This is a genomic window from Halomonas sp. IOP_14 (assembly GCF_021021315.1).
Taxonomy (GTDB): domain Bacteria; phylum Pseudomonadota; class Gammaproteobacteria; order Pseudomonadales; family Halomonadaceae; genus Vreelandella; species Vreelandella titanicae.
In genome coordinates, this window is sequence record NZ_JAINWD010000045.1 from 38,592 (window position 1) to 57,876 (window position 19,285).

The window sequence follows — 19,285 nt, forward strand, 5'->3', positions numbered from 1 at the left end:
GGCTCAGCAAATGGCCCGGCAGTTTTAGGCGGGTGTGCAGGGCTGCGGGAAAAGCAGGCAGTTCACAGGAGAGATGACATGAGCAGAACAAAATTGCAGGGCAAGGTGCTAGCCAGTGGACTGGCGTTTCCTGAAGGGCCGATTGCCATGGAAGATGGCAGCATATTAGTCGTGGAGATTCAAAGAGGCCGCTTGACGCGTGTCCTACCTGACGGCGAGCTACAGACCGTGGCGGAGGTGGGTGGGGGGCCAAATGGGGCGGCTCTCGGGCCGGATGGGCACTGTTATATCTGCAACAATGGTGGATTCAGTTGGCGTACTGACGATGGCTACAGCCGACCTACCGGCGCTGCATCCGATTATGACGGCGGTTCGATTCAAAGAGTCAACCTTGTCACCGGCTCTGTTGAGACGCTTTACACCCACTGCCAGGGCGTTCCGCTGCATGGCCCTAACGATATCGTTTTTGACGATCAGGGTGGTTTCTGGTTTACCGACTTTGGCAAGAAATTTGATGACCGCATTATGCTGGGTTACCTCTACTATGCCCGATGCGACGGTAGCTCGATTCGCCGCGCGGCAAAGCATCTGCTGACGCCCAATGGGGTTGGCCTGTCGCCAGATGGGCGTATGTTGTACGTCTCTGAAACCGAAACCAGTCGGCTTTGGCGTTATCCGATCACCGCGCCCGGTGAGCTGGGTCAGGAGCCTTGGCCATCTCCCAATGGCGGCAAGTTGGTTCACGGCCTGCCGGGCTATCAGCGCCTTGATTCTATGGCTTTGGAAGAGAGTGGTAACATTTGTGTCGCCACCCTGGTGGATGGGGGGATCAGTGTTTTTTCTCCGCAGGGGGATTTGCTGGAGTTTCATGAAGCCCCTGAAGGGTATTGCACTAATATCTGCTTTGGTGGATCGAACTTGCAGACTGCTTACATCACGCTATCAGGTTATGGTCAGCTGTTAGCTGTTCCTTGGCCGCGCTCTGGTTTGCGTTTACATCACCAATAACTTAATCAGAGAGATATGCGCTTGGAAGGTATTTAACTGAATGGATTTAGGAGGATATAAAAGAGATTAATAATTAGCCATGCTGTTTTTGGTTCTCCTGAGAGCTGCGTTAAAGAAATATTTAAATATATAACAATTATTATTGAAGGACAGCCAACCCTTGATCCCTACAGGGCTATTAGTGCTCAAAAAAGTGCCGCACACCTTGGCGGCTCACTTCTCATTGTCATTGCCACCAGAACATACACTCGGCCAGTAAATTGCGCCCGAGGGATAACTTTTTGTTCTGGTGCTGTTATGGCGCTCAGATAGTTCCCCCACAATTTGTGCAGCGGTTCGCTATCGGTTTTCATCATACATTGCGACCAAAGTATGTCGTGATAATTGCAGCTCTATGAGCTAGTGTGTGTATTATAGTATCCAACGGTATTCAAAAGTATTCTTATTGGAGGTGTTGGTTTGATTAGTACTATTGGTTTTATTGGCCTGGGGGCAATGGGTGAGCCCATGTGTAAAAACCTGGCCAAAGGGTCTGGTAAGAAGGTGTTGGCCTATGACCTTGCCTCTGAGCCGCTGGAGAGACTGGTTGCTGAGGGTGTGCAGAAGGGCGAGGACGCTCTGCAAGTGGCGCGCGAGAGTGATGTCCTCTTCCTGTCTTTGCCAAGTGGCCAGCATGTAAAAAGCTTGATGCTAGGAGAGGACGGCATTGCCAGTGAACTCAAGCAAGGCGCTACAGTCGTCGACCTGAGCACAACCTCCGTAGAGGATGCCAAGTGGTTAGAGCGTGAGCTGCAGGCCTACAAGGTGAAGTTTGCCGATGCGCCTGTCGCGCGCACTCGGCAGGCTGCGATTGATGGCAACTTGTGCGTCATGGTGGGTTGCTCCGAAACCATTTACGGAAATATTCAAGAGCTGCTGCAGAACATTGCATCAGACATCATCCATTGTGGGGATGTTGGGGCCGGCCAACTGGCCAAGATTCTGAATAATATGGTGCTCTTCGATACGGTGGCCAGCCTTTCCGAGGCATTGGTGATTTGTGAGAAAAGTGGCGCCGACCCTAAAAAGATTTTTGAAGCTATGTCGTTAGGGTCCGCAGATAGCTTTGCCCTGCGCAACCACTGCATGAAATTCATGCTCGAAAATGATTTCCCAGAAAAAAAATTCCCTACCTCATATGCATTAAAAGACCTCAGCTATGCGCTGGAACTGGCAGAGAATTACGGCTTGACGTTGGGAATGGCAGAAAATACGAAGTCCCTATTTCAGAAAGCTATAAAGGAAGGATACGGAGAGCAGTACTTTCCGGTCATCGTTAATAGTATGCGCAATGACTGAGTTTAGTCTTTAACGGAAAGTTAAATATATAACAATTACGAGAGGTGACTATGGCTTATACGAAGCAAGCATCCGTGCTGGCGGTGGTAATTTCCTTATGTGCAGCAGGCGTTGCCCATGCCGATACTCGATTGACGATTGGTTCTACATCCTCTTCGTCATCACATTATGGTTATTTCGTCGCCGTTTCGCAGATCATTAACGAGAATGTCGATGGTGTGCGCTCTTCCGTCATGGAGACGGGGGCAACCATTGATAACTTGAGAAGGATCAAACGTAATCAGGCCGATATGGGGTTAGTGACCACCAATGTTGCCTATGATGCCTATCACGGCGAGGGGGCGTTCGAGGGTAATGAAGTCCCCACTAATGTGCTATGGGTGTATGGCCCTTCGGCTCAGAATGTCGTAGTGAGAGCGGATGCTGGCCTGAACACTATTAGTGATCTGGAAGGTGTCAAATTCAACCCGGGTATTGTTGGATCGGGCACGGAAGCGACTGCCGAAGCGGTGTTTGATGTGATCGGTGTAACGCCTGACTATGTGCGTGGTTCCACAACCGACATGGTTAACCAGATCAAGGATAATCGTGTCAAAGGTTATGTGAAGAGCGGCAATGGCCGAATGCTGGATGCCTCCAGTATCGATATCGCCACTATGACCCCAGTTAATATTCTTGGCTTGAGCGATGAGCAGGCAGATGCCATTCGCCAGGAACTGCCTAGCTTGGGCATCATGAATATTGAAGAGAATGAGGCTGGTGATGGCTATCCGGCATATACCACCTGGGCGTATGGCAACACGGTAAGTTCAAGAGCTGACTTGGATGAAGAGGTTGCCTACAACATCGTTAAAGCTATCGTCGAGCATCAGGATGCTCAGGCGGCCGCTTTCTCAGTTTTAAAAGATGCAGATATCCCAGAGATGACAATTGAGCTTGCAACGACGCCTCTTCATCCCGGCGCTATTCGCTATTTTGAAGAGCAGGGATATGAAGTTCCTGAGCATCTTAAACCCTAAGTTGTGAAATAAAGAGTGGTCGTTTTTATGAAATAGAGCTGACTTGAGTGTTAGCTCTATTGCCTTCTGGCGTGAAGTTATCTTCATGGTGAGACTTATGTTAGAAGCTGTTGAATCGGAATCACAGCCTATAGAAAGCACATCATCCAGGCTTCCTGAGGTGATAAAAAAGCTGGTTGCATTCTCACTTGGCATGATGATCCTTTATACGGGGATCGCTGGTGCTTTTGATTCTCTTGTGCAGCGTTCGGTGATGCTGGCAAGTGTGATTTTATTGGCATTCATGGTGTATCCGCCAAGTATAAAAGGACGTTTTCTTTTCCTGGGGCGAGCCATTGATGGCTTGCTGTGCGTTTTTGCCATTGCCGCGTGCCTTTATGTGGCCTGGAATCAAAACCGCATCCTCACGCAGTTGCCCATCGCTGGGGTGGTGGATATCACCTTATGTGTGCTGCTGGTGATCACGGTACTGGAAATATGCCGACGCTCCGTCGGGATCGCGTTTCCATTGATGGTGTTGCTGTCACTGGCTTACGTCTTCTTTGGCGATCGATTGTCGGGTGATTTTGGACATCGTGGATATGGCGTTGAGTTAGTGGTCGAAACCCTTTTCCTGTCGGATTTGGGGTTATGGGGCATGCTGACGGGGATTGGCGCAACGGTCATTGCCTCTTTTGTGCTGTTTGGCGCTGTACTTATCCGTACTGGCGGCAGTCAGGTGTTTATGGATCTTGCCATGATCTTTGCGGCCAACCGGGTGGGCGGGGCCGCCAAGATGGCCACGGTAGCCTCGGCTGCCTTTGGCTCCGTCAATGGCAGCGCGGTCGCCAATGTCGCCACGACGGGCGCCATGACCATTCCGTTGATGAAGAAAATGGGCTACCCAGCAGCGCTGGCGGGGGCTGTAGAGGCGGTGGCTTCCACGGGAGGGCAACTGACACCGCCGATTCTTGGTGCAGCGGCCTTCATCATGGCTGAGACGTTGGGCATCAGCTATTTGTCGGTAGCGTTGGCGGCCCTGATTCCCGCGTTGATGTTTTATTCCAGCGTCTTTATGACCATTCACTTAATCGCCTTGAGAAAGGGGATCGGTGGGCTGCAGGGAGAGAGCGATGTGCCCAAACTGAGGGAAGCCATTAAGCTTTCCAAATCCGCACCGCTGCTAGTTGGGCTTGGGGTGTTGGTGGTGATGGTGTTAAGCGGTCGCTCGGTCGCTTTTTCCGCCTCCTTATCCATCGTGGGCATGCTGATCACCTATGCGTTGGCCGTCCTTGTCCGCGGGGAAGGTATCAAGCCGATCCTCGACACCTTCGTTGACTCGTGCGTGGATGCGGGTTACGGAATATTGATCATTATCACGATGCTGGTCAGCGCGCAGATCGTCGTCGCCATGATCAACATGACCGGCGTGGGCGTGACCATATCGTCCTTGGCCGTGGGGCTGGGTGGTGGCTACCTGTTTGGTGTCGCCTTTATCGTCGCACTGGCCTGCTTACTGTTGGGCATGGGCATTCCGACAACCGCCGCTTACGTACTGGTCGCGGCGGTCATGGCTCCCGCCCTGGTGTCCGCCGGCGTGGAGCCGATTGCCGCGCATATGTTCGTCTTCTATTTTGCGACCATTTCGGTGATTACCCCCCCGTTGTGTGTTGCCGTGTTCGTTGCTTCCTCGATTGCCGATACCCGCTGGGAAAGAACTGCGCTGCAGGCTGTACGCTTAGCAGCCGTCACCTACGTGATTCCGTTTCTGTTTATTACCTACCCAGGCGTTCTCTTTAACGGAGATGTGTCCCAGATATTGGAAGCGGTGCTGTCTGGCGCAGTGCTAGTGGTATCAGCGTCGATCGTACTCTCTGATATTTTTGAAAAAGACATGAAGAGGAAAATAGGCGCACTGCTGTGCATTGTATCAGCGGCTATGGCCATTATCCCTTCCCTTTATGCCCTGTTCGCGGGAGCGGTTGTACTGCTGTTTGTTCTAGCGTTCGTGAAGCCATTCTCCAGAAATGCTGCAACGTTAAACTAATACATATAACTAAATTGAAGGAATGATGTAATGGGTGAGATGAAGCGCTATCAACTTCGTATTGGCGATCAATGGTGTGATGCGGCAGATGGAAAAGTGCTGGAATCGATCAATCCGCTTAACCAGCAGGCATGGGCATTGATCCCTCAGGCAACTGCTTCTGATGTTGACGCCGCGGTGCAAGCTGCACGACATGCCTTTGAAACCGAATGGCGGTCTACAAATGGCCTACAACGCGCTGCGCTAATGCACGAATTGGCTAATCTGCTCGAATCCGACACCGAGCGCATGGCCCAACTTGAGACCACCGACAACGGCAAGGTAATCCGCGAGACACGGGTGCAGATGCGTTTTGCGGCTCGCAACTACCGCTACTTTGCTGGCTGGGCGGACAAGCTCCAAGGCGAGAGCATTCCGCTAGACCGCCCTGAGCTGGTTGATTTCACTACTCGCGAGCCGCGCGGCGTGGCAGCCTTGATCACCTCTTGGAACTCGCCGATAGCGATCCTCGCCAACAAGCTTGCACCGGCCTTGGCGGCGGGTTGCACCGTTGTAATTAAGCCCTCAGAGATGGCGAGCGTGACCACCCTGGCTTTCGCTGAGCTGTGCGAAAGAGCTGGCTTTCCTCCTGGCGTGATTAACGTGGTGACCGGTGACGGTAGCGTCGGTGCGGCACTCACCGGGCACCCTGATGTCGACCTGATCAGTTTCACCGGCGGTACCGCTACAGGCAAGGCGATTTCTCGGGCCGCCGCCGAACATCTAACACCGGTGACCCTTGAACTGGGAGGTAAGTCGGCCAACATTGTATTTGCCGATGCTGATCTTGAGCAGGCTGTGACCGGAGCCGTGGCGGGGATCTTTGCCGCCGCCGGTCAGACCTGTATTGCTGGCTCGCGACTGCTGGTGCAGCGGGACATCTACGATCAGGTGGTGGCGCAGGTTTGTGAACGCGCCCGGGCGATTCGTATTGGTGACCCTCGCGATGAGAACACTGAGATGGGCCCGATGGCGACCCAGGGGCAGCATCAACGAGTACTTGACTTCATCGAACGTGCCCGCACTCAGGGTGCTAAGTTGGCGGCGGGCGGTAGGGTGCCGCAGGGCGACGTATATGGTCGCGGCTATTTCGTCGAGCCGACGGTATTCTCTGATGTGGCGCCGGACTCCGAACTGGCTCAAGAAGAAGTGTTTGGGCCAGTGTTAGCGATTATTCCCTTTGATACGGAGGAGCAGGCTATCGCCATCGCTAACGGCACCGCTTACGGGTTAGTCGCCGGGCTATGGACGCAAAATTTGGCAAGAGCGCATCGCGTTGCCAGACAACTTCAGGTTGGTGGGGTATGGGTCAATACCTATCGCACAAATGCTGCACAAGCACCATTCGGCGGGGTTAAGGCCAGTGGTAGTGGCCGTGAGCGCGGAATGCACGCTTTAGATGAGTACCTTGAGATTAAAAACCTGATGATCGACTTATCTAACGAAGCCCGCGATCCTTTTGCGATTCGTACTTGATTCAGTCGCCATCACTCTCAAAAAAGGCCTCTAGGCGGATCTTGTAAGCCTCGCGGATATGGCTCCGTGCCACTTTTTCTGCGGCTTCTGGATCACGTGCTTCAAGCGCGTTAATGATGGCTTCGTGCTCACTACGCGCGGCTTTTGCACGGCTTGGTTTAGCTAACGTGCTAGGCCCGAGCAACATCATTGCTTCGTGTAGTGAGTTCAGCATTTTAAGCAGATAGCGGTTGTGAGCGCAGCGGTAGAGGGTGCTATGAAACAGTTTATTGTTCTTAACTAGATCATGAGTCTCCTTTAGCCGTGCGTCGCGATCGCTAATTTCGCGCAGAAAAGCGATTTCAACCTCTGAAGCGTGCTGTGCGGCAAAGCCCGCAGCCGTTCCCTCTAGCATCTCGCGCATAGCATATAGCTCGCTAATCATGCTGTGGTCGAGTTCAGTGATGATGGTGCCACGGATCGGATCATTAGCTACCAACCCTTCAAGCTGTAAACGATTAAGAGCTTCGCGTACGGGTGTACGACTTAAGCCTATGCGTTCAGATAAGTCGACTTCACGAATCCTTGTCCCTGGTGGCAGGGTGCCTTCCTTAATAGCTTCGATGATGTAGCTGTAGGCCTGTTCACTGCGCGGTTCGCCGCGCTGATTGGCTGCCTGGTTGGCGTGCTTGCGTGGTTTGGATTCAGTCATAGCTACAAGCCTTAAATTGCGATTTTGACGGACAGTAATGATATGACAATGAACAACACTTGTCATTTTGAACACTGTTGGATACATTTGTATGTATTAGAATTTGGTGTGCGCTTTTACCGTCACCATCTCTTCTTGTCAGTAATCATGAGGGAGTTCCAATGTTGTCATCGACTGGAGAGCGGCTCAGTGAGGCCGATCTGACTGGCCATGACGTGCTGGTGATTGGTGGAGGTAATGCTGCGTTGTGTGCCGCTTTATCGGCGCGTGAGCAGGGCGCCAGCGTGCTGTTACTGGAGAGTGCTCCGCGTCAATGGCGTGGTGGTAATAGTATTCACACCCGTAATTTGCGCTGCATGCATCGTGAGCCTACTGATGTGCTTAGTGACGCCTACCTTGAGGATGAGTTCTTCGATGACGTTTGGCGTGTTACCGGCGGCATCACCAACGAAGTGTTGGCCAAGCATGTGATTCGAGCCTCAGAAACCTGCACCGATTGGATGAAAAGCTACGGTGTGCGCTTTCAACCATCGCTGGGTGGCACTCTGCACCTGGGGCGAACCAACGCCTTTTTCCTGGGGGGCGGCAAAGCACTCGTCAATACCTACTACCAGGCAGCTGAGCGACTTGGGGTGACAATCCTCTATGAGGCTGAAGCTGAACAGTTGGTCTTTGATGACAACCGCTTTGACCATGCGTTGGTGACTTACAATGGCTCACCACGCAAGGTGAGTGCTAAGTCAGTGGTGATTGCCTCGGGCGGCTTCGAGTCCAACCAAGCGTGGTTGGAGGAAGCATGGGGAGAGGTCTCCCGTAACTTCCTGATCCGTGGTACTCGCTTCAACCAGGGTAAGATGCTGCGCAGCCTGATTGATAACAGCGCCATGGTGATTGGGGATCCAACGCAAGGTCACGCGGTAGCTATCGATGCACGCGCGCCCAAGTACGATGGCGGTATCGTCACCCGTGTCGACTGTGTATCCCTGGGGATTGTGGTTAACCGCGATGGCAAGCGCTTCTATGACGAAGGCGAAGACTTCTGGCCCAAGCGTTATGCCATCTGGGGACGGCTGATTGCCAAACAGCCGGGGCAGGTGGGCTATTCGATTACCGACTCCAAGGCGCAGGGGCGCTTTATGCCCTCAGTTTTTCCCCCTGAGCAGGCCGATACGCTTGAGGAGTTGGCGCTTAAGCTCGATCTGCCGGTTGACGCCGTACTCAAAACTGTCGATGAATTCAATGCTGGCGTACAGCCTGGCAACTTCGATCACAGTGTGCTCGACGATTGCCATACACAGGGTGTTACGCCCGAAAAGACCCATTGGGCGCAGCGTATCGACGAGCCTCCATTCTACGGCTACCCACTTCGTACTGGCATTACCTTCACCTACTTAGGCGCTAAAGTCGATGAAAAAGCGCGTATGTACATGGCTAACGGCGAGTTGGCGGACAATGTTTTCCTAGCCGGTGAGATCATGGCCGGTAATATTTTAGGCCAGGGCTATGTTGCTGGCTTTGGTATGACCATCGGCACCGTATTTGGTCGCATCGCAGGCACAGAGGCAGGCAATTATGCAAAAGATTGACGCACTAATCGAAGAAACCCGCAACAACATGACGATCTGCAATGCCTGCCGGTATTGTGAAGGGTTCTGCCCGGTATTTCCGGCCATGGAGCGGCGTCGTACGTTCACTCCCGAGGATCTTAAGTATCTGGCCAACCTATGTCACAACTGCGGTGAGTGCTACTACGCTTGCCAGTACGCTCCGCCCCATGAGTTTGCCGTTAACGTACCGCAGTCAATGGCCAAGCTTCGTGTCGAGTCTTATCGACAGTATGCTTGGCCACAGCCGTTGGCCCGTCTGTTTGACCGCAGTGGCTTGCTTGCCGCCTTGGCACTGGCGGTAGGGTTGACGCTCATCCTGTTGATTGCCATTGCGCTAAATGGTGATCTGTCGGCACTGGTCACCACACAGCATAGTGGCGACTTCTACGCGCTATTGCCACATAACACCATGGCGGTGACCTTTGGCTCGGTGTCGTTGTTTGTGCTGTTAGCGTTGATCATGGGGATGGTGCGCTTTTGGCGCGAAAGCGGCGAGGGCGTCACTGGGCTTGGCGATGCCGAAAGCTGGCGGCAGGCACTCAAAGAAACTTTTTCACTCCAGCATCTGCACGGTCAGGAAGAGGCTGGCTGCACTTACCCAGATGCCTATCATTCGCACTGGCGGCGGCGCTTCCACCATTTTACCTTTTACGGGTTCATGCTTAGCTTCGCAGCGACCGTGACCGGCACCATCTATCACTATGTGTTTGGCTGGCAGGCGCCCTACGATTTTATCAGTCTTCCCAAACTGTTCGGTACCTTGGGCGGCATCGGCCTTTTGATAGGTCCGGCGGGGCTTTTGTACCTCAAGCTGGTGCGTGATCAGGACACTGCTGATGTGCGCCAGATGGGAATGGATGTGGCTTTCATAGTGCTGCTGTGGCTGACCGGCTTAACAGGCCTGTCCCTAATGCTGCTACGTGAGACCTCAGCCATGGGGGTTATGCTGGTGGTGCATTTAGGCGTGGTTATGGCACTTTTCATCACCATGCCCTATGGCAAGTTCGTGCATGGTTTCTATCGTTTATTGGCGGTCTATCGTAACGCCCTGGAGCGCAATCGCCTTGACCAATAATCTTCTCTCCAGAGGCAGCACCCGCACGCCAGCCGACATAATATCGTCTGTAGGACTCTACCAGGTGTCACCTTACCGATTATCAAGCGGCCGTGAATCAACTTATGACTAAATTAGCCATAAGAGGTTGCCCTCTCATGGTTGTTACGACGAAGACGCTGAGCGGCACGGAAAGCGTCAATGAGGAATTGTAGCCCTAGCGCGGCGAAGCCGATCGGTAGGAGTACTGACGTTAAGCTTGCTGGCTACGCTTGTTTCACGAAGGTATTCGTTTGCCTGGTAATGGCCATTTAGAATCAGCTGGAGTCCTGAGAGGCACCTCAAAGGTCTTATTAATCCAGGTTATCGAGCGATCAGTTCGGCAATTCGCTGGGCAGCTGCTTTTACTTCCGTGATAGCGGTCTCTTTATCTAGATCCTCCATGGCCACCACGCCCACACAGGCCTCAATGGTAGGGCGAAACGATGTGGACGAGATAGCGCTGGCCACGCCTACTGCCCCGCGTTGTAGCTGCCCATGAGTCAGGCTGTAGCCGTCGAGTCGTGCCTGCTTTATCGCCTCACCTTCTTCCGGGTGAGAGGGCCGTTCGGCAAGGATGGCAATACCGGCAGCGCCCAACGTCAACGGATGGCGGCTACCCACTCGGTAGCCGATTTGCAGAGGCATTTCTCCTGACTCTGCCACCATTAACACAACGCATTCCTCCCCCTGAGCGACAGAGATGAAAGCGGTGGCGCGGGTGGCTCTGGCTAGTGCTTGCAAGAGTGGCTGGGCAATAGCGCGTAGATGAGGTTCAAAGCGAGACGCAAGCAGTGCCGTACCAGCACCCAGGCGAATGGGGCCTTCGGGGGTGCGCGTAATCAGCCCATGGCTGGCCAGAGTGGTCACGATGCGGTAGGCAATGGCTCGATGAATATCGAGGCGTTCAGCTAGATCGGCAATGGAAATGCCATCGCTATGCTCGGAGACAATTTCCAGTGCCTTGAGTCCGCGATCAAGCGTTTGCAACGTGTTGTTAGCCATAGAAAGGCACCTCGGTATTAGGGTTCGGTAAGTGGGCGCGATAACAGGACTCAATAGTTAGCCAAGCGATACAGACTAACGCAGCTACGCTGAGGAGTTGACTCGCCGACAGAAACTGCCTACCTTCATTGTGCATTAAAAGAAACTAAGTGTTCGATAAAAGTAAAACAAATACGAGCCACTTAATTTTACGGAGCCCTTCATGGCATCAGTGTCTCACCGTTCTGGTAGTGCATCAGGCGAGTGCCCTTTTCAACCATCACAGGCGTCCGTGGCATTATCGCCTACCGGTTGCCCAGTCTCCCCTGAAGCGGCCGAATTCGATCCCTTCGATGCGCCTTATCAGCTTGACCCCGCTGAGGCGCTGCGTTGGTTCCGCGAACAGGAGCCGGTGTTCTACAGTACCAAACTCGACTACTGGGTCGTGAGCCGCTATGAAGATGTAAAGGCGGTTTTCCGTGACAACGTCACCTTCTCGCCCTCTATCGCGTTGGAGAAACTAACCCCCGCACCGCCCGAGGCGACGAAAATTCTCGAGGGCTACGGTTTCGCAATGCGTCGTACCATGGTCAACGAGGATGAACCGGATCACATGGAACGCCGCCGCCTCCTGATGGATGCCTTCCTGCCCGAGAACCTTGAGAAGCACGAAGCGTGGGTACGTGAGTTGGTGCGTGACTATATGGATCGCTTCATCGACAAGGGGCATGCAGATCTGGTGGGCGAGATGTTTCGGGAAATTCCCATGACCGTCGCACTGCGCTTCCTGGGTGTTCCCAATGAAGATGCCAAGGAGCTTCGCAAGTTCTCGGTTGCCCACACGCTGAATACCTGGGGCCGCCCATCCCCGGAGCAGCAACTGCAGATTGCCGAGGATGTGGGCCAGTTCTGGCAAACCGCACAAACTATCCTCGACCGCATGTGTGCCGATCCCAGCGGCGAGGGGTGGATGTACGACTCTATCCGCATGCACAACAGGCATCCTGACATTGTGCCGGAGAGCTATTTGCGCTCGATGATGATGGCCATTCTGGTGGCTGCCCATGAGACCACCGCGTTCGCCACCACCAATGCCTTTCGTACTCTGCTATCGAACCGGGAGTCATGGAACGACATCTGCGAGAACCCTGCTTTGATCCCCAGCGCCATCGAGGAGTGCCTGCGCGCCGCCGGTTCGGTCGTGGCCTGGCGACGTATCGCGACCGAAGACACCCAGTTAAGGGGCAAGACGATTCCGAAGGGGGGTAAGCTGTTAATCGTGCAGGCGTCGGCCAACCGCGATCCGAGACACTTTGAAAATCCTGACGAGTTTGATATCTACCGCCATAACGCAGCGGAGCACTTCACTTTCGGCTACGGTGCGCACCAGTGCATGGGGAAGAACATCGCCCGCATGGAGATGCGCATCATCCTTGATGAATTTGTCCGTCGGTTACCCCATATAGATCTGGTCGAGGACCAATCGTTTGAGTATCTGCCCAACACCTCTTTCCGTGGGCCCACGTCGCTATGGGTGGAGTGGGAGCCTGCGCAGAATCCTGAACGGCGACACCACGATGTGTTGGAGAACCCTACGCTTTTCCATATTGGCGCACCTATCAAGGAGGATATCGTGCGTCGGGTCGTGGTCGCCGAGGTGAAACGTGAAGCTGAGGCGGTGATCTGTGTTGGTTTGGTGGATCCCCATGGGCGTGAGTTACCCGACTGGACCCCCGGTTCGCATATAGAGCTGGTATCGGGAGAGTGGCGCCGCTACTACTCACTGTGCGGGACACGCGATGACCGTAACCGTCTTTCCATCGCCATCCTACGAGAACCCGAGGGGCGCGGCGGCTCGGTGCACTTCCACGACACGGTCAAGCCGGGGGATGTACTGCATATCGCTGGTCCCAAGAACCATTTCCACCTGGATGAGACGGCAACGCGCTATACCCTGATAGCCGGTGGTATTGGCATCACGCCGATTATTGCCATGGCGGATCGACTCAAGGCGCTCGGCAAGCCCTATGTACTCCACTACTGCGGTGCCGGACGGCGAACCATGGCCTTTTTGGAGAGAGTCGAACGTGACCATAGCGCCGCGCTAACCCTCCATGCCGGTGATGAAGGGTGTCGCCTTAATCTACCGAGTGCACTTAGCAGCCTAGCCGAAGGTGAACAGGTCTACGCCTGCGGACCTGAGCGCCTGCTGGAGGCGCTTGGGTCGCTGGCGGAGAAGTGGCCCGAGGGTACCTTGCACGTTGAGCACTTCACCGCTCGCTCCAACATCCTCGATCCTGAGAACGAGCACGCCTTCGAAGTAGTGCTGGCGGACTCCGACCTGACGCTGCAGGTCGGTAACCACCAGACCCTGCTTGAAGCGCTAACCTCGGCGGGGGTGGATGTACCGAGCGACTGCTGCGAAGGCCTGTGTGGTACCTGCGAAGTGGCTGTAATCGAGGGGCATATCGATCACCGAGACCTAGTGCTCAGCCGTACTGAGCGCGACGCCAATGATCGCATGATGACCTGCTGCTCGCGGGCAGCGGGCAAGCGCCTGACTCTGGCGCTCTAAACGCTAACACCCTTAAAAGAACCTCTGTTTTACACTGGCACCATCGGGTACATGAACCATCAAAAAGGATAATCACAATGAAAAAAATGGCGACTTTGACCACCTTTTCAGCCCTGATGCTCTTGAGCTCTTTTCAAGGCGCGGCAGCGGCCGATACCGTGCTTCAAGTGAGTACCTGGGCGGGCCCTAACCACGGCGTTAATACCATCGTCTGGCCCACATGGGGAAAATGGGTTGAAGAGGCGACCGATGGTCGCGTCAGTGTCAATGTGACCCACGACCTTGGGCCGCCTAACGCGCAAATGGAGTTGGTGGCAGACGGTGTCGCCGATGTCACCTGGCTCTTCCACGGTTTAATGCCAGGGCGCTTTGAGCTGACCAAACTACCGGAATTCCCCACCTTTGAAGACTTTTCATCAGAAAATGCCTCCGTGGCTTACTGGAGTACTCACCAAGAATACCTAAGCGATGCCGGAGAGCATCGCGGCGTAGAAGTCCTGGGGTTGGGAGTGCATGGCCCTGGGGCGCTCTTCCTGGCTGAACCGATCGAAAGCCTTGACGATTTGCAAGGTAGACGGGCGCGCATAGGGGGCGGCGTGATGGCAGATATTTCCAGCGCGCTAAGCCTCACCGGTGTCGCACTACCGCCAGGTGGGACATACGAAGCAGCCACGCAAGGGGTGATCGACGGTGCAATGCTAACCCTTGAGGGACTTAAGAGCTTTCGATTAGCCGAGGTATTGCCCTACACGGTACAAATGCCGGGCGGCTTCTATCGTGGCAGCTTTTCCCTGGTCATCAATCCTGATACCTGGCAGTCGCTTTCCGAGCAAGACCGTAACGCCATTATGGATGTCTCAGGCGAAAAGCTGTCCCGTCTGTTTGGTTTCATGATGGATACCGTCGATGTGCGTGGCGTTGAGTTTGCCAAGGAGGAGGGCAACACCTTTATCGAGTTGCCTGCTGAAGAGGTCGAAAACTTCATGCAATTGGCGGCTAACCTTCCCAGCGACTGGTTTGAAGTGGCAGCTGCGAAAGATGTTGATGGAGAGGCTGCCCGCGCATTCTTTCTCGAACAATTGCAGGTTGTCGCAGGTGACGATGAAGGCCTGAGCGCTGACGATGTGGTTGATCCTGACGCCTAAACTACGTGTTTTTAATGTGCTAACTCGTATTCAGTCAATGCTGCCTCGCTTAGAGAAAGAGATATTGGCAAAAACTTATCGGAATGAGGGAGTCTTGATCTAGGCAGTAATAGGCTTTTGGTGAGTATAGCGTTTCTGAGGAGCTGTATTGCTCATAAGCGAACTCGTTGAGTTCGCTTATTATGCGGCTGAATAGTTGTGGAGTTTTATTCGACTCCATCACTATTGTCAGATGTTTAACTAGAGATGTGGGAATAAGTTATAACTTGTTGGTGAGTTTTTTTAAGGCTTTCTGTGTGCGATGCATAAGTTGCCTGCTAGGTCTTCAGATACAGGTATGGCGTCAAGTTTGTCACAGTCGCCTGTTAAGCAGTCTCCCGTTTTAATGTCAAACGCCGCCCCATGCGCACTGCATAGAAAACGGTGGCCATCTGATGAAATGATACTGTCCGACCGATAGTTTAAAGGTAAATATTGGTGGGGGCAGGCATTAACGTAGCAATAAATCGTGCCATTTATGCGTGTTGCAATGACCGGGAAAGATCCATTGCTGCTCATTACTTCCACGCAGCGTGCTTTGCCTTCTGGTATAGCGCTAGAAGGGCAAATAACAGCCCCCTCTTGGGGGGCATTTTCATAGTTACGCCAAGCGTCATGCACGGTGTGCCCTTTTACTATTCAGCGGTACTTTGCAACACGCCGCGGTTAATCTGATCCTCTTCGATGGACTCGAAAAGTGCTTTAAAATTGCCCTCTCCAAAACCATCATCGCCTTTACGCTGGATGAACTCGAAAAAGATGGGGCCAATCACCGTTTTGGAGAAAATTTGTAGCAAAATTCGGGTTTCGCCGCCGCCCACGACACCTTCGCCGTCAATCAAAATGCCACGGCTGCGCAGTTTATCGAGAGGCTCCTGGTGGTCTTTAACACGCTCTAGCGACTTTTCGTAGTAGATGCTCGGCGGGCCAGGCATAAATTCGAGACCTGCATCAGCGATTAAGTCAGTACCGGAGTAGATGTCGTTTGTGGCAATGGCGATATGCTGAATGCCTTCGCCGTTATATTCGCGCAAGTACTCTTCAATCTGGCTGTGATCGTCGGCACTTTCGTTAATGGGTATGCGAATTTTACCATCTGGAGAAGTCAATGCACGGCTGGTAAGACCTGTCATTTTACCGGTGATATCAAAGTAGCGTATTTCGCGGAAGTTAAAGGTGTCATGGTAAAACTTATACCATGTGTCCATATTGCCGCGAATAACGTTATGAGTGAGGTGATCAAGATAGTAAAAACCAAACCCCTTAGGATTAGGATCTACCTCATCGAACCACTCAAATTCGTTTGAATAACAGCTGCCTTTTTCGCCATACGTATCAATAAAGTAAAGCAGCGAACCGCCTATGCCAATAACCGCAGGCGCATCGATGGACTTATTACCTGTGAACTCTTCTGCACCCAAGTCGACGGCACGTTTTAGCGCATGCTGAGCATCAACGACGCGCCAAGCCATTGCTGGAGCACAGGGGCCGTGCGCCTCAATAAATGCTGACGCATGCGAGTTAGGCTCACTGTTAAGCAGGTAGTTGATATCGCCTTGACGATAAACGGTGATCGACTTGTCACGATGTTTTGCAACGGGAACGAAACCCATTTGCCGAAATAAACTATCTAGTTTTTCCGGCTCGGAGTGTGCAAATTCAACAAACTCGAAGCCATCTGTGCCCGCTGGGTTTGCATCATTTATGGTTGCTTTGGGTGCGTCATGAGGGAAGGGGCCCATCGTTGTCTCTCCTTTATTGTCTTGTTGGGTGACAAGTTCAGTATAGGGAAGAGCCGGTACAATTAGGTTGCAAACTAACCTAAGATGCAGCCAAATAGTGCATAGAATGTGCGCAAAAGGAGTGCTGTATGCACGGAATTTCATTGGATCGTTATGATCTTGCAATTTTGTCAACATTGCAAAAGAACTCAGCCCTCACCAATTCAGAGCTGGGTGAGCGAGTCAGCCTGTCTCCCTCTCAGTGCTCCCGACGCAAAGCGCGGCTAGAAGCCGAAGGTGTGATTAAGGGCTATTCGGCTAGGCTTGATGCTACTAGCCTAGGGTTTGGGCTGCGCGCTATCACCAGGGTTAATCTCAAAGCTCATGGTGAAAGCATGGATGATGATTTTGTGACATTACTGACGAAGCACGCCATGGTTCGTGAGGCCTATTCTGTGTCGGGAGACGCAGACTATGTGTTACATATCATCGCCAAGGATCTAACAGCGTTTTCGGACTTTATTCATCATCATTTATTACCTCATCCTAATGTCACCCAGGTTCGCTCTGAAATAATACTGCGTAGTATGAAAGAGGAGCAGGGGTTGCCGGTGGAAGGTGGCTAAGTAACTGCGTTTGTTTTGTGCTGTGAGGGTTCTATGCGTCTTAAATTTCACTGTCAGAATCGAATCGGCATTCTTCGCGATATTGTGGCCCAATTTGCTGACTACAGAATTAATGTCGCGCGAGGTGAAGTGGGGGGCGATCACGGCAGTACCATCTATCTACATGTCCCACAATTACTTAATGCTCAGTTGAGTACGCTTAAACCAGTATTGGAAGGCATTCCCGGTGTGTTTGGCGTTAAACGCGCTAGCTTGATGCCCAGCGAACGGCGCCATTTGGAGTTGGATGCGCTGCTATCCTCGCTTTCTGACCCAGTGATGTCGATAGATATGCAGGGTCGGATTGTGGCGGCCAACCGTATTGCTGTCCAGGTATTGGGGGTGCGTGTTCAAGAAGTACCAGGGCTCTCGCTGGATCGTTACCTTGATGAGGTAGATCTTCCCGATTTAATTCGCCGTAACAACTCACGCATCAATGGGCTGCGAATCAAGCTGAAAGGCGATACCTATCTTGCTGATATCGCTCCCCTGCACACCGAAGACACGAATGTAGATTCATTAGCCGGAGCGGTTGTGACGTTACATCGTGCTGACCGCATCGGTGCCCGTATTTATCAAGTACAGCGCCAAGAGCTGCGTGGCTTTGAAGCAATCTTTCAATCGAGTTCGCGATTGGAGGCCGTGATCAACGAGGCGCGTCGCATGGCGCCATTAGACGCACCGCTACTGATTATGGGTGAAACGGGAACTGGGAAAGAGCTAGTGGCCAGAGCCTGTCATTTGGCCAGCCCCCGTGGGCAAGCGCCGTTCGTGGTGCTTAATTGTGCTGGGCTTCCTGAATCAATGGCCGAAACAGAGCTTTTCGGTTACGCACCTGGTGCCTTCGAGGGCGCTCGCCCGGAAGGAAAGCTTGGCCTTCTGGAGCTTAATGCAGGCGGTACGGTCTTTCTTGATGAAGTCGGTGAAATGAGCCCTCGGCTGCAGACGAAACTGTTACGCTTCCTTCAGGATGGCGGATTCCGTCGAGTTGGGAGCGACGAAGAAACCTTTCTTGATGTGCGAGTGATCTGCGCCACTCAGCAAAACCTACCTCAGCTATGTAGTGAAGGTCTGTTTCGGCTAGATCTTTATCACCGTCTCAATGTGCTCTCTCTACAGGTGCCCCCTTTGCGCGAATGCCTGGACGGCATCGAAGACTTGGCGACCTATGTGCTTGATCGTGCGGCGCGTCAGATAGGCTGTCCTTTACCGGAGCTTTCGACTGCTGCGTTGGAAAAGATAACCGGCTACGACTGGCCGGGTAATGTGCGTCAGTTGGAAAATGTGCTGTTTCAGGCGGTGTCATTATGCGAAGAGACGGCCATTCAGCCAGCGCATTTGCGCCTTCCGCAGAGCGAAGTATCGCCTGCGCTTACTAGCATTCCCTTAGAGGGAAGCTTGAGCGACATGTTAGGGGAGGTGGAAAGAAATATCTTAAGTACGTTGTATCAACAGTATCCTTCCAGCCGCCAGTTAGGAAAGCGGTTGGGCGTTTCGCACACCACTATTGCCAATAAGCTCAAGCGTTACGGCATTGGTGCTCAAGAAGATTCTTAAAAAGTCCCATGGCAGGTGAATTAACTGTCACGATTTGTTTACGGGGTGTCAGAAAAACGCAACGGCAAGACCCCAGCCCTCGGCATATCCTCTTACGCGTAACGATTAGTTTACAGTTGCACCTCTCTTATGTGGGTAGCATCGCGCCCAATGCGATGTGACCCCATTCCTGCCCTATCGCTATCCCCATAGACTCTTTATAGATTGCTCTTGATGACTGGTTGATCACAGTTGGTTGGCTTTTATAAGTAGCTAATCGCTCTTAAGTAGCTGAACCGTACCGGGATTCCCGGAGGCTCCAA

General features: G+C 53.0%; 15 protein-coding genes. 11 read left to right on the forward strand and 4 right to left on the reverse strand.

Translation table 11 applies throughout. The features are described 5' to 3' along the window. Positions 1-78: 78 nt before the first annotated feature. The 5 genes from K7H09_RS21020 (at position 79) to K7H09_RS21040 (ending at position 6,906) form a co-directional block, all read left to right on the forward strand. Positions 79-1,008 carry an SMP-30/gluconolactonase/LRE family protein gene (locus K7H09_RS21020; RefSeq protein WP_027958364.1) on the forward strand — a complete coding sequence of 310 codons (930 nt, stop codon included), beginning with the start codon at positions 79-81 and terminating at the stop codon, positions 1,006-1,008. Between the two features lie 459 nt (positions 1,009-1,467). Continuing rightward, a complete protein-coding gene (locus K7H09_RS21025) occupies positions 1,468-2,346 on the forward strand; it encodes an NAD(P)-dependent oxidoreductase (protein ID WP_200890269.1) in 879 nt (292 codons plus the stop codon). A 50-nt stretch (positions 2,347-2,396) separates the two neighbouring features. After that, positions 2,397-3,365, forward strand: a complete 969-nt coding sequence (locus K7H09_RS21030; RefSeq protein WP_051430490.1) for a TAXI family TRAP transporter solute-binding subunit — start codon at positions 2,397-2,399, stop codon at positions 3,363-3,365. A gap of 160 nt (positions 3,366-3,525) precedes the next feature. Continuing rightward, a complete protein-coding gene (locus K7H09_RS21035; protein ID WP_159177591.1) occupies positions 3,526-5,391 on the forward strand; it encodes a TRAP transporter permease in 1,866 nt (621 codons plus the stop codon). A gap of 30 nt (positions 5,392-5,421) precedes the next feature. After that, on the forward strand, positions 5,422-6,906 hold the full coding sequence (locus K7H09_RS21040; protein WP_212751686.1) for an aldehyde dehydrogenase: 1,485 nt from the start codon (positions 5,422-5,424) through the stop codon (positions 6,904-6,906). Between the two features lies 1 nt (position 6,907). Here the strand turns inward: K7H09_RS21040 and K7H09_RS21045 are convergent, their stop codons facing one another. Then, positions 6,908-7,597 (reverse strand): GntR family transcriptional regulator, encoded by a 690-nt coding sequence (locus K7H09_RS21045; RefSeq protein WP_230805864.1) that lies wholly within the window; start codon positions 7,595-7,597, stop codon positions 6,908-6,910. A 161-nt stretch (positions 7,598-7,758) separates the two neighbouring features. Here K7H09_RS21045 and tcuA point away from each other — a divergent pair, with 161 nt between their 5' ends. Beyond that, complete coding sequence (gene tcuA / locus K7H09_RS21050; RefSeq protein WP_052475701.1) at positions 7,759-9,183, forward strand: FAD-dependent tricarballylate dehydrogenase TcuA; 1,425 nt, start codon at positions 7,759-7,761, stop codon at positions 9,181-9,183. Then, on the forward strand, positions 9,170-10,279 hold the full coding sequence (gene tcuB / locus K7H09_RS21055) for a tricarballylate utilization 4Fe-4S protein TcuB (RefSeq protein ID WP_027958358.1): 1,110 nt from the start codon (positions 9,170-9,172) through the stop codon (positions 10,277-10,279). Before tcuA ends, tcuB begins: the two co-directional genes overlap by 14 nt. 342 nt (positions 10,280-10,621) lie before the next feature. Here tcuB and K7H09_RS21060 read toward each other — a convergent pair whose 3' ends face one another. Next, on the reverse strand, positions 10,622-11,302 hold the full coding sequence (locus K7H09_RS21060; protein WP_022521418.1) for an IclR family transcriptional regulator: 681 nt from the start codon (positions 11,300-11,302) through the stop codon (positions 10,622-10,624). A 202-nt stretch (positions 11,303-11,504) separates the two neighbouring features. On the opposite strand from K7H09_RS21060, the gene K7H09_RS21065 reads away from it, so the two are divergent. Both K7H09_RS21065 and K7H09_RS21070 read left to right on the forward strand, forming a co-directional pair. Beyond that, complete coding sequence (locus tag K7H09_RS21065; RefSeq protein ID WP_230805865.1) at positions 11,505-13,856, forward strand: cytochrome P450/oxidoreductase; 2,352 nt, start codon at positions 11,505-11,507, stop codon at positions 13,854-13,856. A 77-nt stretch (positions 13,857-13,933) separates the two neighbouring features. Next, on the forward strand, positions 13,934-15,001 hold the full coding sequence (locus K7H09_RS21070; protein ID WP_230805867.1) for a TRAP transporter substrate-binding protein: 1,068 nt from the start codon (positions 13,934-13,936) through the stop codon (positions 14,999-15,001). A 282-nt stretch (positions 15,002-15,283) separates the two neighbouring features. On the opposite strand, the gene K7H09_RS21075 is transcribed toward K7H09_RS21070, so the two are convergent. Continuing rightward, positions 15,284-15,661: a Rieske (2Fe-2S) protein gene (locus tag K7H09_RS21075; protein WP_138800689.1), complete on the reverse strand. Its 378-nt coding sequence runs from the start codon at positions 15,659-15,661 to the stop codon at positions 15,284-15,286. A gap of 14 nt (positions 15,662-15,675) precedes the next feature. Then, positions 15,676-16,782 (reverse strand): 4-hydroxyphenylpyruvate dioxygenase, encoded by a 1,107-nt coding sequence (hppD, locus tag K7H09_RS21080; protein WP_230805875.1) that lies wholly within the window; start codon positions 16,780-16,782, stop codon positions 15,676-15,678. 128 nt (positions 16,783-16,910) lie between these two features. Here hppD and K7H09_RS21085 point away from each other — a divergent pair, with 128 nt between their 5' ends. Both K7H09_RS21085 and K7H09_RS21090 read left to right on the forward strand, forming a co-directional pair. Further along, positions 16,911-17,387: an Lrp/AsnC family transcriptional regulator gene (locus K7H09_RS21085; RefSeq protein ID WP_230805869.1), complete on the forward strand. Its 477-nt coding sequence runs from the start codon at positions 16,911-16,913 to the stop codon at positions 17,385-17,387. Positions 17,388-17,420: 33 nt separating this feature from the next. Further along, on the forward strand, positions 17,421-18,983 hold the full coding sequence (locus K7H09_RS21090) for a sigma-54-dependent transcriptional regulator (protein WP_230805871.1): 1,563 nt from the start codon (positions 17,421-17,423) through the stop codon (positions 18,981-18,983). Positions 18,984-19,285: the final 302 nt, after the last annotated feature.

Coding starts and splice junctions, on each gene's coding strand:
- K7H09_RS21065 (WP_230805865.1), top strand. CDS start 11,505: ATGGCATCAGTGTCTCACCGTTCTGGTAGTGCATCAGGCGAGTGCCCT.
- K7H09_RS21020 (WP_027958364.1), top strand. CDS start 79: ATGAGCAGAACAAAATTGCAGGGCAAGGTGCTAGCCAGTGGACTGGCG.
- K7H09_RS21045 (WP_230805864.1), bottom strand. CDS start 7,597: ATGACTGAATCCAAACCACGCAAGCACGCCAACCAGGCAGCCAATCAG.
- tcuB (WP_027958358.1), top strand. CDS start 9,170: ATGCAAAAGATTGACGCACTAATCGAAGAAACCCGCAACAACATGACG.
- K7H09_RS21040 (WP_212751686.1), top strand. CDS start 5,422: ATGGGTGAGATGAAGCGCTATCAACTTCGTATTGGCGATCAATGGTGT.
- K7H09_RS21070 (WP_230805867.1), top strand. CDS start 13,934: ATGAAAAAAATGGCGACTTTGACCACCTTTTCAGCCCTGATGCTCTTG.
- K7H09_RS21085 (WP_230805869.1), top strand. CDS start 16,911: ATGCACGGAATTTCATTGGATCGTTATGATCTTGCAATTTTGTCAACA.
- tcuA (WP_052475701.1), top strand. CDS start 7,759: ATGTTGTCATCGACTGGAGAGCGGCTCAGTGAGGCCGATCTGACTGGC.
- K7H09_RS21060 (WP_022521418.1), bottom strand. CDS start 11,302: ATGGCTAACAACACGTTGCAAACGCTTGATCGCGGACTCAAGGCACTG.
- K7H09_RS21030 (WP_051430490.1), top strand. CDS start 2,397: ATGGCTTATACGAAGCAAGCATCCGTGCTGGCGGTGGTAATTTCCTTA.
- hppD (WP_230805875.1), bottom strand. CDS start 16,782: ATGGGCCCCTTCCCTCATGACGCACCCAAAGCAACCATAAATGATGCA.
- K7H09_RS21090 (WP_230805871.1), top strand. CDS start 17,421: ATGCGTCTTAAATTTCACTGTCAGAATCGAATCGGCATTCTTCGCGAT.